18 protein-coding genes are annotated in these 13,130 nt (G+C 37.4%); all 18 read right to left on the bottom strand.

Going from position 1 to position 13,130, the window contains the following annotated elements:
* Nucleotides 1-67: 67 nt before the first annotated feature.
* Nucleotides 68-340, bottom strand: a complete 273-nt coding sequence (locus AB1349_10100; protein ID MEW6557690.1) for a hypothetical protein — start codon at nucleotides 338-340, stop codon at nucleotides 68-70.
* Between the two features lie 53 nt (nucleotides 341-393).
* Nucleotides 394-642, bottom strand: a complete 249-nt coding sequence (locus AB1349_10105) for a hypothetical protein (GenBank protein MEW6557691.1) — start codon at nucleotides 640-642, stop codon at nucleotides 394-396.
* Between the two features lie 9 nt (nucleotides 643-651).
* Nucleotides 652-2,280, bottom strand: a complete 1,629-nt coding sequence (locus tag AB1349_10110; protein ID MEW6557692.1) for a TonB-dependent receptor — start codon at nucleotides 2,278-2,280, stop codon at nucleotides 652-654.
* Between the two features lie 3 nt (nucleotides 2,281-2,283).
* Complete coding sequence (locus AB1349_10115) at nucleotides 2,284-2,508, bottom strand: hypothetical protein (GenBank protein ID MEW6557693.1); 225 nt, start codon at nucleotides 2,506-2,508, stop codon at nucleotides 2,284-2,286.
* A 156-nt stretch (nucleotides 2,509-2,664) separates the two neighbouring features.
* Entirely contained in the window at nucleotides 2,665-3,120 is a 456-nt protein-coding gene (locus AB1349_10120; GenBank protein ID MEW6557694.1) for a Fur family transcriptional regulator, read from the bottom strand.
* A 289-nt stretch (nucleotides 3,121-3,409) separates the two neighbouring features.
* Nucleotides 3,410-4,651 carry an L-serine ammonia-lyase, iron-sulfur-dependent, subunit alpha gene (locus AB1349_10125; protein ID MEW6557695.1) on the bottom strand — a complete coding sequence of 414 codons (1,242 nt, stop codon included), beginning with the start codon at nucleotides 4,649-4,651 and terminating at the stop codon, nucleotides 3,410-3,412.
* Nucleotides 4,648-5,349 (bottom strand): MBL fold metallo-hydrolase, encoded by a 702-nt coding sequence (locus AB1349_10130; protein MEW6557696.1) that lies wholly within the window; start codon nucleotides 5,347-5,349, stop codon nucleotides 4,648-4,650. The genes AB1349_10125 and AB1349_10130 overlap by 4 nt, the downstream gene beginning before the upstream one ends.
* On the bottom strand, nucleotides 5,346-6,281 hold the full coding sequence (locus tag AB1349_10135; protein ID MEW6557697.1) for a radical SAM protein: 936 nt from the start codon (nucleotides 6,279-6,281) through the stop codon (nucleotides 5,346-5,348). Before AB1349_10135 ends, AB1349_10130 begins: the two co-directional genes overlap by 4 nt.
* A 143-nt stretch (nucleotides 6,282-6,424) precedes the next feature.
* Entirely contained in the window at nucleotides 6,425-6,634 is a 210-nt protein-coding gene (locus AB1349_10140; protein ID MEW6557698.1) for a zinc ribbon domain-containing protein, read from the bottom strand.
* Complete coding sequence (locus tag AB1349_10145) at nucleotides 6,609-7,289, bottom strand: DUF364 domain-containing protein (GenBank protein MEW6557699.1); 681 nt, start codon at nucleotides 7,287-7,289, stop codon at nucleotides 6,609-6,611. The genes AB1349_10140 and AB1349_10145 overlap by 26 nt, the downstream gene beginning before the upstream one ends.
* Before the next feature lie 151 nt (nucleotides 7,290-7,440).
* On the bottom strand, nucleotides 7,441-8,067 hold the full coding sequence (locus tag AB1349_10150) for a hypothetical protein (GenBank protein ID MEW6557700.1): 627 nt from the start codon (nucleotides 8,065-8,067) through the stop codon (nucleotides 7,441-7,443).
* Nucleotides 8,068-8,069: 2 nt separating this feature from the next.
* Nucleotides 8,070-8,702: a class I SAM-dependent methyltransferase gene (locus AB1349_10155; GenBank protein MEW6557701.1), complete on the bottom strand. Its 633-nt coding sequence runs from the start codon at nucleotides 8,700-8,702 to the stop codon at nucleotides 8,070-8,072.
* Nucleotides 8,699-9,913, bottom strand: a complete 1,215-nt coding sequence (locus AB1349_10160; GenBank protein MEW6557702.1) for a cytochrome c biogenesis protein/redoxin — start codon at nucleotides 9,911-9,913, stop codon at nucleotides 8,699-8,701. The genes AB1349_10155 and AB1349_10160 overlap by 4 nt, the downstream gene beginning before the upstream one ends.
* 33 nt (nucleotides 9,914-9,946) lie before the next feature.
* Nucleotides 9,947-11,284 (bottom strand): FAD-dependent oxidoreductase, encoded by a 1,338-nt coding sequence (locus AB1349_10165; protein ID MEW6557703.1) that lies wholly within the window; start codon nucleotides 11,282-11,284, stop codon nucleotides 9,947-9,949.
* Entirely contained in the window at nucleotides 11,284-11,514 is a 231-nt protein-coding gene (locus tag AB1349_10170; protein ID MEW6557704.1) for a DUF123 domain-containing protein, read from the bottom strand. The genes AB1349_10165 and AB1349_10170 overlap by 1 nt, the downstream gene beginning before the upstream one ends.
* Nucleotides 11,515-11,633: 119 nt before the next feature.
* Nucleotides 11,634-12,335, bottom strand: coding sequence for a molybdopterin-guanine dinucleotide biosynthesis protein MobB (locus AB1349_10175; protein ID MEW6557705.1), 702 nt, complete (start codon nucleotides 12,333-12,335; stop codon nucleotides 11,634-11,636).
* Nucleotides 12,325-12,936, bottom strand: coding sequence for an MBL fold metallo-hydrolase (locus AB1349_10180; GenBank protein ID MEW6557706.1), 612 nt, complete (start codon nucleotides 12,934-12,936; stop codon nucleotides 12,325-12,327). The genes AB1349_10175 and AB1349_10180 overlap by 11 nt, the downstream gene beginning before the upstream one ends.
* Nucleotides 12,926-13,130, bottom strand: a 205-nt coding sequence (locus AB1349_10185; protein MEW6557707.1) for a hypothetical protein, incomplete at its 5' end; no start/stop codon positions are given. The genes AB1349_10180 and AB1349_10185, both read right to left, overlap by 11 nt.

Here is a 13,130-nt window from a genome sequence, read left to right on the forward strand (position 1 = left end):
ATCCCAGCATCAGTTAGTTCGTTGCCTTATTAACTGTGGGATTTGGTGTTGGACTGGTCGCTACCCTTTATCCAGTTCGGACTTCCACCGACAAGAATTTAAGGAACTTTCTTGGCACACTCATTTTTATTTCTACAAGCCGGTCTTCCAGAGAATACACTTTCATTTCCAAAACCTTTACTCTGTTGTAACTGGCTATTTTATCGTTGACTCGTGCTATTTTTTCCTGTCTCAATTTCTCTTTGAGTTCGTTCAACTTTTCAAACTCATTTTTATTATGAGCCATAAGAACTGAAAAAGAAAATAAAAAAATCAGCAGATAAGTAATTTTTTTAATCATTGTTATCAACTCGCACCGGAATTTCTAAAATTTGAGGAACCCTTTTCCAAAATTTAGAACTTTACCTCCGCACCGCCATAGATAATCCGACTGATAAACGGAGCCCACATAAAGGCAGTATCATCATGATGTTTTTCGGGCTGGATATAATCAAACAAATTTTTTGCACCGGCAAATAAAGTAAGACCTGCGGCCGGAAAACTTCTTGAAAGTTTTGTATTAACTACCCAGAAGCCATCGGTATACTTAATTTTTGATTCCGCAGCCGTTATATCTTCATCCTTACAGTAATCAATATACATTCTACCCGTCTAAATATTGTCCAGAATCATTTTCCAATCACCCGGGTTGTAATCCAACTTGATGCCGCCTGTAATACTTGGGACTCGCGGTATGTATTTGCTCTCATCGGCAAATTCGGGATGATTAACCACCCAGTCCTGCCGTTCATCATCATATTGAGCATCCGTATAAGATAAATTGAAATCCAAATCAATATCGGATACGGGCGTGAATCTTGAACCGAATTCCATACCTTGCGTATATGCATCACCGACATTCTGCCATTGATATGTGTAATTAAGTGCTTTTGCGGCATTACCGGCGTCACCGAAATCAATTTTATCACGAAGGGTTGTGCGAAAAACACTTATATTCAAACCGTATTTTTCGGCATTGTAATCCACACCAAAATTCGTACTTATTGATTTTTCCGGCCTTAAATCAACGCCTTTATAAACCCTCGGTGAACCGCTGCAAAGATGTAAATCCTCGCTGAAACCGTACGGAACCCGAAAACCTGTTCCCACGCTGGTTCTTAATACTACATTTGAAGAAGGTTTATATTTCAATGCTGCCCTCGGATTAAATGCATTTTCATCATATTCAAGTTCAATCTTTTCTTTGGCAAACTTGATATCACCGCTGCCGCCAAAACTATCCTTTGATTTATGAATATCATATCTTCCGCCCACAACCAGTTCCAAATTATCTCTTAATGAAACCTCGTCCTGCAAATAGAGACCGATTTCATCGGCATGTTTCTCGCTTTCGGACAAATATGTCTTTCCGTAATCGGGGTCGGTATTGTCTACGATACAATACTTGCCGGATTCTTCCAAACGATTATAAGAATACTGTACACCTGTCAAAAAACGATGCGATTTTAATAACGGATAGGCATAATTTATATCGCTCACATACAACTGCTCGTCGGCAATATAGGGTTTCATTTCATTCACAGGCGGCACTGTTCCGTGAATTCCTTCATAATCACTGAGAAAAGAATCATTGGTGGCACTGCGATGATGTTGAGCAAAACTTAAATTGGTGGAAAACATACTGTCATTGTCAAATGTTTTGCTGTATCCGATTCCCGCTTCATACCGCTGGGTTGCAATATTTTCAGCAGATGCAGAAAACGGATTTTCATAACTATCATCTGTCAGATTGCCGCCGACACGGAGTTCATTCAAAGTCCGCCCGTTAAAATTCAATTGGTCGTTGCCGGATAAATCGTACCAGTTTATTCTTACACCGGTTGCAACATCGTCGGCTTTAACGGCATCCGTATAAACAGCCGGCAAATCCTCCGCATCGTTTTTATCTTCCTCATTTATTGCATCGCTTGTATTTTTCTGGGCTGTCAGTATAACATCTCTATTGCCTGATTTGAACGATGCTTCCATACTATAACGGTTCCTGTTATGCGCTCCGAATTCGGTAGTGAGAGTTATCTCCGGTTTTTTGCCGGGTTTTTTGGTAATTATATTGATAACCCCGGCAATTGCGGATGAACCATAGAGGGCAGAACCCGCACCTTTGACAATTTCTATTCTCTCTATGTTACCGGCAGGCACTTGGTCTAATCCATAAACCCCGGCAAGACCTGAATAAACGGGCTGACCGTCAATAAGCACCTGGACATGGCCTGCGGACAATCCCTATATTCTCAGAACCGAAAAATTACAGTAAGAACACTGCTGCTCTACTCTCACTCCGGGAATGCCTTCCAACGCATCAAAAAGAGAGCGTGCACCTTTATCTTTAATTTCATCCGATTCAAGTTCTAAAGATTTTTCTTCTTGCTGAGCCATTGACATTTGAATCAATCCCGAAACCATAATTCCGACTAACATAACTACCAATTTTTTTCCACATAACATCATATTCGTCTCCTTTTAATACCTCTGGTTGTCCGGTTAAGTATTTATATTTTATATTTTTATTTTTACATTGATTTAGAAGCTCCGCTCGCGCAGTCGCTTATTTTTCCATATTCAATTGTAATTGAGACGCAATCTCAATTAAATATGAAAAAAAAATTATTTTATTTTTCTTCGGTCTTTACTACTGCGACATTCTTTGCAATAACCTCTGATTCCTAAACGATGCTCAACCGGCTGAAAGTTATATTCTTTACAAACATCATTCTGCAATTTTTCAATCTCGTCATTTACAAATTCAACTACCTTTCCGCATTTCAGACATACTAAATGGTCATGGTGCTTATGACCAAAAATATGCTCATAATTGCTTCTTCCCTGACAGCGAAGTGTTTCCTTGATTAAACCGCTTTTTACTAAAAACGGCAGTGTTCTATAGATGGAAGCACGGGAAATGTGTCTATGCCGATAATGCAATTTTTCGTAAAGTTCATCCACATCAAAATGCTTATGCAGGGCAAATACACCTTCTAATATCGCTTTTCTTTCAGGGGTGAACCTCAACCCGTTTTTTCTTAGATATTCTCGGAAAACAACGAGGTAATCGTTTACCATATCCGCCCCATTTCTATTTGAGATTGCGTCTCAATTACAATTATAACAAATAGTTAAAAATTTGTCAATAGTTTTTTTTATTTTTTATATTTTTCTAAAACGAGGTAGGCATTTGAGTTGCGAGCCTTTGGTTCGCCTTGGGTGCTAAACTCCGATTTTACTCGGAGCAACTACAATTGTCGGGCAGTCTCTGAAGCGTTGCTGAGTTAAAACTCCCGGTAGACTTCGGTAGCTGTGTTCCAATAAATCAGAGCACGATTTACGGCGACTAAAAGTCGCCTGCTACTGTTCAGTTTAATTGCATTTTCAATCCTGCAACATTTTTTAATGTAGAGTTGAAGTCGCTTTTTATTATTATACCCTGGTTGCCGTGGATTGAGACACCATTTACGGAAAACAAAGCACTTTTAACGGCAGATGCTGAAGAAGAAGCAAGTTTCAAGGCACAGGATGGCTTGGCGCCGTCACAAACAATACCCGTTATATCAGCAGCGAAAATTTTCATAGCATTTTCTATTTTCTCAACGGATGCACCGAGCAGGTAAGATAATCCGGCAACGGCGGCAAAACCGGCTTTCGTAACCGCACCGCACAGAGAAGTAAGATACCCTTGTAAATATGTAAGTTTACACTCTACCAGAATGGAAACGGTTACCGCTTCAATAACTTTTTTCTGCGGGATATTAAGTTTTTTCGCAACGGCAACGAGCGGCACGGAACACATTATCCCCTGGTTCCCGGAGCCGCAAACGGACATTATTTCCACATTCTCGCCGATCATCCGAACATCACAGGCAGCAGCAGTCATCACCTGTGTATAATCAATAACCGTTTTTTGTCCCGTAATCGTTTTTAACACTTGCCCGACCGACAGACCGCATTTTTTGCTAATTCCGTATTCTGCGGCATGCCAATTTGTAGCGATTAAATTTTTTATTATGTTTTTTTCTTGTGGTTTAATTTTTTTTGCAGTTTCAATGATTTCACTCAAACTTGCAAAAGCAATTTTTTTCATTTCTTCGCTGAAAGTATTTTTCTTTAGAACCGTATTCTTAAAAACCGTTTGCTTGTTAAACTTAATTGAGGAAATTCCGATATGCGTTTTTTCAACGACAGCGGAGGCGGTATTATTTCCGGCAGTTATTTCGGATTTTATGTAAATTTCCTCCAACGGCAAAACTTTAATTTTTATTTTTTTAGTAAGTTGACGGGCAGCAGGAATATTTTTTCTATCAAACGAGGAAAAAAGTTTTAACTGTAAACCCGGTTTGCAGAAGACCCCGACGGAGGCGGCGGTTTCAATACCGTAAGAGCCATTTGTCCTCGGGATACCAACTGCTAAAGCATTTCTGAAAACATATTTATCCAATGTAAGAACTATCTTTTCTATATCCCGCGGTGCGGCACCGGATTTTTCCTTTAATATATTAAACGCAGCGCTTACCGCGAGAGCAACTGACGACGGCTCGGTGCAGCCTAAAACCGGTTTGACCTGTTCCTTAAATAACCTTTCTACGGAAAGAGCCGTCATAAAATTACCCCTGTTTTTATTTCCACGAAGTTTCCCCCGTATTCTTTTCTGAAAACTTCTTTTGCCAACGCACCGGTGCAATGGCACGGCGCTATTTTTTCCACACCCAAATCCCTGAATTCCCTTGCAATTTGTTGCACTTCAAACTCTAGTTTATCGTGAAGGTGAAACCCGCCTAAAACCAGACCAACCGGTTCGGAGAAAACTTGTTTAACTTTCTTAATAATAGCGATTATTCCCGGATGCGAACAGCCGGTAATTATTGAAATTTTATTATTTCTAATAATTAAAGATTGCTCGGGCATTGGTTTAGCATTGTATTCACCCATGATTTCGCCTGTTGTAAAAATACCACGCTTGATTTCTGCAAAATTCTTCATTTCAATGACTTCTACATCATATTTTTTTATTTTTTCTTTTAAGTTTTGACTGAAATTGGGGCAGATAAAAACTTTTACATCGGGATTGTTCTTTAAAACATACCGTAATCCGCCGATGTGGTCCCAGTGTTCGTGGGAGAGAACCACATATTTTAACTTTTTTACATCCTCAGTTAATTTTTTAAAATTGCTTGCTAAAATTTTCTCGCTTGAAAAAGTATCAAAAAGCAAATCGTCGCCGACCAAAAACGAGACACCCCAGCCGACAAAAAGCCTCTGCATAGTTGTAGACGCCTCGGCAACAATTTTTATTTTCATTTCGGGATAAAATACCTTTGACCGCGGTAAAATTTCATACCAACCGATTCATCACTTATAAGCATCTGGGTATATTTTATTGCTTCGTTTTTCTTTAAGCCAAGCGAATTACAGATATCCGTTAAAGTTATGGGTCTTCTTTTTATAAGTTCGTAAATTTCTTTTTCGGTAATTGTTATATGTTTTTGTTTTTTACCCGTTTTTTTCAAATAAATGATTTCTGCTTTTTTGCCGAATATCTTTTTTATTTGTGCAAGTTTTTTCTCCGATGGAGGAAATATGTTTTTTTCCTGAGGTGGGCGGACCGGTAGATTAAGATGGATTTTATCTGGCTTGATTCTTAATACTGCTTCTTTTATTTTTTTTATCTCTTTCAGTCCGTCGTTTATCCCCTTGACAAGCATTACTTCAAGCCATATTTTTCCTTTGTATATTTTTCTGAATTTTATGAGACCGTCTATGATTTCATTGATTCTTACCGAACTATGCGGACGGTTTATTTTTCTAAAAATATGCGGACTGACCGCATCCAAAGATGGAACTACCAAATTGCTCGGCAAAAGTTGATTTCTTAAAACCGGGTCAGGGAACAAACTTGAATTTGTCAAAACCGCTACCGGAATGGAAGTTATTTTTTTTATTGAGCGAATCAGTTCCCCGATTTCAATATTCAGAGTAGGCTCACCCGAGCCGGAAATAGTTATGTAGTCAATCTTTTTTCCCTGTTTCAATACATCTTTCAACTCTTGGACGATTTCCCTGTAATCAATATACGCTTTTCTTTTAATCGTATGCAATGTCGTTTTTCCGAGTTGACAATAGACGCAATCAAAACTGCATACTTTATATGGGACGAGGTCAAGCCCCAGCGAAAAACCCAACCGTCTTGATGGGACTGGACCATAAATATGCTTTATTTTTTTCGGATACATATAATCTTCTGACTCTGATTACGGAGATGAAAACACCGATTACAGCGATAAATTCTCATCGGTAAATCGCTGAACATCGTTGTTCATAATCGTTGTAATCAATACCGTTGATGACTTTTTCAACGGTATCATAATAACCATGGTTATAAGTTGCAAGTCCCTGACGAGCAGGTAGGACAGGATGGTGCAGATGAAGAACTGCTAGCAACACCTGTATTGAAAGAAGCGATTGTCCGCTGGATATTCCTGCTACCACATTTTTCGCATTTTAATCCTTTGTCGCTGTCATTCATTCCTACAAGCAACTCAAAATTCTGCCCGCAATCCTTACAAATATAGGTATAAATAGGCATGTTCACCTCCTATAATTTTACAACCGGCTATTATATCAACTCCGTAATCAAAAAAAACCGGAGAAAGGGGGGTGCTGCCGCCGAGGAGTATTTTGATGCTTTTTTTCCGACACAAAGAAAGCAACCTTTCCAGAGTATGATTTATAAGCGTTGTACCCGATATCGCTACAATATCCGACATCGGAAGAAATTTTTCCGCCGATTCCTCCGGCTCCGCACCGAATTCTTTTCTTTTTTCAATAATCCACAAATTTGCAGTTGCCGATTTCAACTCATCAACAAAAGGGAAATAACCGACGATGCTTATATTTTCGCCTTTGCCTTTTTCAAGCAGATACTGACTTGCATTAAGTTCAACGCATCGCGAAACATCAACCTCAATCAAAGAATTTATCGCAGCCACACCGATTGACGCTTCTGTCGGATTTCCCGGAAATGAATACTCCGCCATGGCATCGGCGTTTTTTTTCGTCAGCGAACCTATATCCTTGACCGACTGTTCACGACGGCAAGTTTCCCACGACATAGAAGAAGCGAGCCCGCAATTTTTGCTGTTGACCGCCGTCCAGTGGATACCGCATCTCACCTCTTTTACTGGATAATTACCGTCCAGCGTGGATATGATTGACCTCAATATTCGGTTTGAATTTTTCATAAAACCATTTTGTAATAACTACAGATAAACACAGAAATGTCATTCCCCCGATGTCCATCGGGGGAATCTATGTCTTTAATGGATTCCCAATAGAACCATTTAGGAATGACACTCCGTGTCTCCGCGTGTATTTACGGTTTCACATCATCAATTATTTATCATCTTTAACGAAAAGCAAAGGAAAGACAATATCACTTACGCAACAAGGTATCCAAACCGCAAGAAACAGAAACACCGGAATTATAAAATATGAAAATAAACTTAGAGTTACGCCCACTGCCATTATGATATGAAACAAAGAAGCCCATGTGCTTAATAATACATGTCCTGCGTGTGGGAATTTTGTCTTCGGCAAAAAAATAGCGACAATTATCCCTGCTAAAGCCATCGGGTTTACCAGCCACCATTTCTCAACGAATCCTAAATGTATTTCTCTTCTTGGCATTTTAAGCAAAATTTCTCCTATGTAAGGAATAATTGAATCGCTGATTGTAGCAATGCCTACAGAACCCACATAACCAATTATAAGTAATATCCAAAGGTTACACTGACCTTTTATGCATTTGGCACTGATACGGTCGCATTTATGAAGTTCATACATAGCGGCGGTAACCAACGCGCTTAAAAATACATGCAAGGGATGAAGTATATAAAAGATATTATACGAAACCTGATAGTGCAATTTTAAGGAAAACAGCATAATAATTATCCCGGTGAGCGTGCCAAAAAATGTAAAAGGCGCATGATTCTTCAATTCTTTAACGATTTGTCTGAACATAATCAGTTTTTCTTTTTTCCGGTTATCACGGTAAAACCGCCTCGCCCGAAACCGGTTTTTGGTTTTTCTATTCTTTTCATATTTTCAGGCAGTTGAAAAACCGTCTGGAAAACAGCAATTTCCATAAAGTTATACTTTTTTAACATTTTTTTGATTTCTTCGGTAGAAAAAAAATTCGCATACTTATAAAATCTGTGTCCCTGCTTTTTTTCTTTCAGATAAAATCTGCCCAAAAAACTGTTTCTGTCAACGATACCGACGATTATTTTTCCGTGAGATTTCAGCACTCTATATGATTCTGCTATCACTTTTTCCGGATTATCCACAAAACATATAGTAATCGCTATCAAAACGAAATCAAAACTTTTATCAGCGAACGGCAATTTTTCGCCTTTCCCGAGAAATGTTTTTATCCCGCGTTTTTTCGCTATTTTAAGCATATTTTTTGATGGGTCTATGCCGTATTTTATTTTAAGCGGCACTGCGAACCTGGCCGTTCCGACGCCAATTTCAAGTCCTTTTCCTTTATGTGGAGTTACTTTTTTCAGCGCTTTTAATTCGGACAAATAAGCGAACCTGTGCCTTTCATACCAGCCGTCATACTCCTTGAAGTGAATATCAAAAATACTATTCATAATTTTAACAAGGTTTTGATTTTGTTCTCAAATATCTCTTTAGGACGATAACCGACGATGGTTTCTTTTATATCGCCATTTGTGTCAATAATAAAAGTGGTCGGGATACCGGATATCCCGCCGTAATCTTCAACTATTTTTCTGTCACCTACAACTATTGGATAATTCACCTGCATTTTTTGTATAAATTTTTTGACATCATCCATGTCGCCTCTATCCAAGCAAACGCCCACGATAACCAATTTTTCTTTGTATTCATTCTGTAATTCTACAAAAAACGGAATTTCTGCTTTGCAGGGCGGGCACCAAGTCGCCCAGAAATCCAGTATTATTATTTTTCCAGCAAAATCAGAAAGCGTTAAATTTTTACCATTCAGCATTGGCAAAGTAAAATCAGGCGCATTCCCCCATTTTTTTAGTATTGGATGAGACGGTTTGTTTTGAACATCAGATGGTTCCTTTAAGGGTTTACATTTGCTTTCTATTTCAAAATGAGATGTGTATTTTTCTTCCGAGTATTCCGTTTTTTTTCTTCCATTCTGAAAACTTTCAACTATAAGCAACACGCCCGCAGCAATCAGCACTATTGCACTACAGACGGATATAACCCCGAAATATTTTTTTATCTTATCAAACAAACCCAAAACCTTATTTATCGCCAAGGCGATTGCGATAAACGGCAGGGATAATCCCAGCGAATAGCAGCACAATAATACCACACCACCAAGCATTGTTTCGCGAGTTGCTGCGACCATCAATATGGAAGCCAGTATCGGACCTATGCAAGGTGTCCAGCCGATAGCGAATACCACACCTACTATGAAAGAGCCGAAAATATTCATCGGCTTATTTTTCAGGTGCAGTTTTTTTTCGTATTCCAGTTGTTTTATTTTTATAAGCCCGATGATATGAAACGCAAACAAAATAATCACTATACCGCCCAGTAGTTTCAATAATTTTTGGTTTCTGAAAATGATACTGCCTATTGTGCCGGCTGAAGCGCCCAGCGCAACAAAAACGAATGAAAACCCTAAAATAAAAAATGCAATTTCTCCAGAAATTTTTTTTGGGTCTTTTGCATCTTTCAAATTATTTATTGACAAACCGGTAATAAAAGTAAGATAAACCGGCACCAATGGCAAAATGCAAGGCGAAAAAAAAGATGCTATTCCGCCTAAAAAAGCAATCAAAACGGATATTTCTTGCGACATTTTCAACCTCCGGGATATTTAAAATTTTCAGGGTCAAAATAATTCTTCAAGCGCTCTTCTGAAAACATCCGGAGAAGAAGAGAGCCCTGGAGTATAGCTTCTGGCATGATAGTAAATAGTTTTAAGTTCTATTTTTTGAGCAATTAGAACGGTTATGTAGTCTAAAATTCCTTTTATGTCGTTTTTAGATACTACCTGGGCACCTATTAAACAATCTTCATATATCAGCAATTTTAAATCTACTATCTCATTAGATGGGAAATATGCTTCTTTTGAATACCCGCTAGCCTTAATTATTTTGGGTGAAATTCCGGCTTCTTTTGCTACCTTGGAAGTCAAACCTACAGAGCCAACCTGCAAATCCCCGATAATTGTAATACCTGAAGATAGGAAACCATCAAGGTTCACTTTAGTACTACTTATATCATCCGCAATTACTTTTGCCTGAATAATGGCGGCTTCTACTAATGGGCTCAAGCCATGCATTCCAGTTATTTTATTCTTTATCTGAACACAATCACCAAGGGCATATACATTACTCAAAAATTTATTCCCTGTTTTAACATGTTGTTTAGTATCTGTAACTATCCCTCCAAATTTTCCTATTTCAATACCTGCTTTTCTGGCAATCTCCACCTCAGGTTTAACTCCTGTTGAAATCAGAACCAGGTCAGTATCAATCTCCAGCGAATTTCCATTTACACTAACAGATTCCACTTTGTTTGTTCCGTTTATCCTGGAGACTCCACATCCAGTAATAATTTTTGCTCCTTTTTCAGTGAGATTTTTCTTTACAATATCTGCCACATCCGAATCCACTAAATCAGGGAGTATGTTTTCCTTAATTTCAACTACTGTTGTCAAAATACCTCTTTTTATAAAAGCAGCCGCGACTTCCATGCCAATAAATCCACCACCAATAATAGTTGCCTTTTTTACACCTTCCAATTTTTCATACAACTTCAAACCATCTTCGTAGTTAATCAATGTATATACTTCTTTTAAATCTCTTCCCGGTATGGGAGGGATGTTAGGCTTTCTTCCAGTGGCAATAACTAAGATATCATAATGGAGTCGGTCTTTTTCAGTCCTTATATTCTTACCTTCTAAATCTATCTTCTCTACAACAGCACCAGATAAAATATTAACACCTTTATTTTTAAATCTATTATCCAGATTGGGGAAAAGTATATCCTCCATACTTGGAATCTCTCCAGAGATAACAAAAGGAATACCGCAAGGAGAATAACTGGGATGGGTTTCTTTTCTTATAAGATAAATCTCCCCGGGATAGTTTTTTCTTAAAAGCTCCCTTACAACATTTCTCCCTGCTATCCCCCCACCAATTATTACTACCTTTTTAATGCTCATTATTCTATTTCCTTAAAAAATAGATGGCTATTACATTGACAATCACTTGAACCAAATTTGTTAACAGAATTAAATCTATTAGCTAAAGCTTTAGCAATTTTGCATTCTGTAGTTCTTTTAGAAGTTTCTGCGATTATCACATCTAGAATTTTAGCAAATTTAAGAAAATAATCAATATGCCAAAAAAATCTTTTCTTCTTCCTTAAATGTCTATTTATTCTTGACTCCAAACTATTTTGAGCTGAACCTACTTAAAAATATACTCCTCTCGGGAAATTTATTAATCCTAATTGACCAATAGAGATTCTCTTTTTCCTATCTAGGCAAACAATAAGAATATAAACTCCTCTTATTTTATTTTTATTTCAACTTCACCACTTTTAAATCCTCGTAAATTATTCAGAAAGCATTGAATGGTTCCTTTGAAGATTTTACCTACGAATGGGTTTAGAAAAATTCTTTGACCATTTATAAGAACTGAGATTTCTTCTTTCATCGACTGGCAATCTTCAACTGTCTTTTTACCTTTAACAATCTCTTTAGCAAGGCCATAGCACGAACTAAAACCACATTTTCTGCAATTCAATCCCGGCAATTTAAATGCTTTTTTCTCTATTAAATTACAAAGTTCTTTTATTTTCTTTTGTGTTAATTTGTCCTTTATGATAGTTGCAATTTGTAAATCATCAGAATATTCTTCTCTACTTTCTCTCAGACAAATAATTCTAGGGAACGTTTTATTTTCTTTAAAACCCTCAATAATAACGAAATCAGATTTAAGTAATTGAACTATAGCTTCCAAATTTTGCCCATTCTTGAAAAATTTTACTGTTTCGGTCCTGGAAACAGCAATTACTTGTTCACAGTATTTCTTGTACTGCGTGGTATCCTTTTTTGGGAAATCTAATACTCCGCGAGTGTGCTTTACCGCTGACACCTTGTAGCCTCTGGAAGTTAGCTCTTTTGCTATTTCTACCCCCAGATATGTTTTCCCACTTCCTTGAAAACCAACAATACCTATTACCCGCATTATCTCTCCCTCAAATTTCAATTACAGTACCTGCTTTCACTTCTCTAAAGTTTTCAGGATACCTGATCTTTATTTCTTCTATTCGTTGAGTACAATGGCATGGAGCAATAAATTTAATCACTTCAAGTTTATCTAATTTTGAAAATCCATGGAATCCGCCCAATACACCATAGATTTTTCCTAACTTGCTTGCTCTATCAATTATATTCTCTAAACCAGGATGAGCACATCCGGTTACAACAATATTTTCTTTTTCTGTTTTTACTACCAAGGATTGTTCTGCTATACTAAAAAAACCGCCTAAAGCTCCTGTTGAATAAATATCTTCACAAATTTCAGTTGTTTCCGAGAAAGCTTTTGGTTGATACACTATTGCTTTATTCCTATTTGATTTTAGAAATCCTTCTAATCCACCAGTATGATCCCAGTGTGAATGTGACAGAACAACAATCTCTATTTCTTCAGGATTTATTTTTAACTGGTTCATATTATAAAGTAATGTTTCAGAATTTGCACCTGTATCAAACAAAACTTTATTTTTGGTTTCAACTAAACAAGAAAATCCCCAGCTTGATTTGAATCCTTCTTGCGATCTATTATCATAAACAATTTTAATTTTCATTTTTTAAGCCGAAGATAACTGATTTTATAATTCTTCCTATTTCCTCGGTATTTTTTTCATCTTTTTTGTATCGACCTGAAAAACGGCTATAAACACTATTTTTTTGAGATAGCTCGTCGGAGCCACTATAAAATATATTTGCAAATTCACTCAAATTAAAGGTTTGACCTTTAAAATCGCTCTTTGAATTTTGA

The organism is Elusimicrobiota bacterium (assembly GCA_040757695.1).
In the GTDB taxonomy this organism is placed as follows: domain Bacteria; phylum Elusimicrobiota; class UBA8919; order UBA8919; family UBA8919; genus JBFLWK01.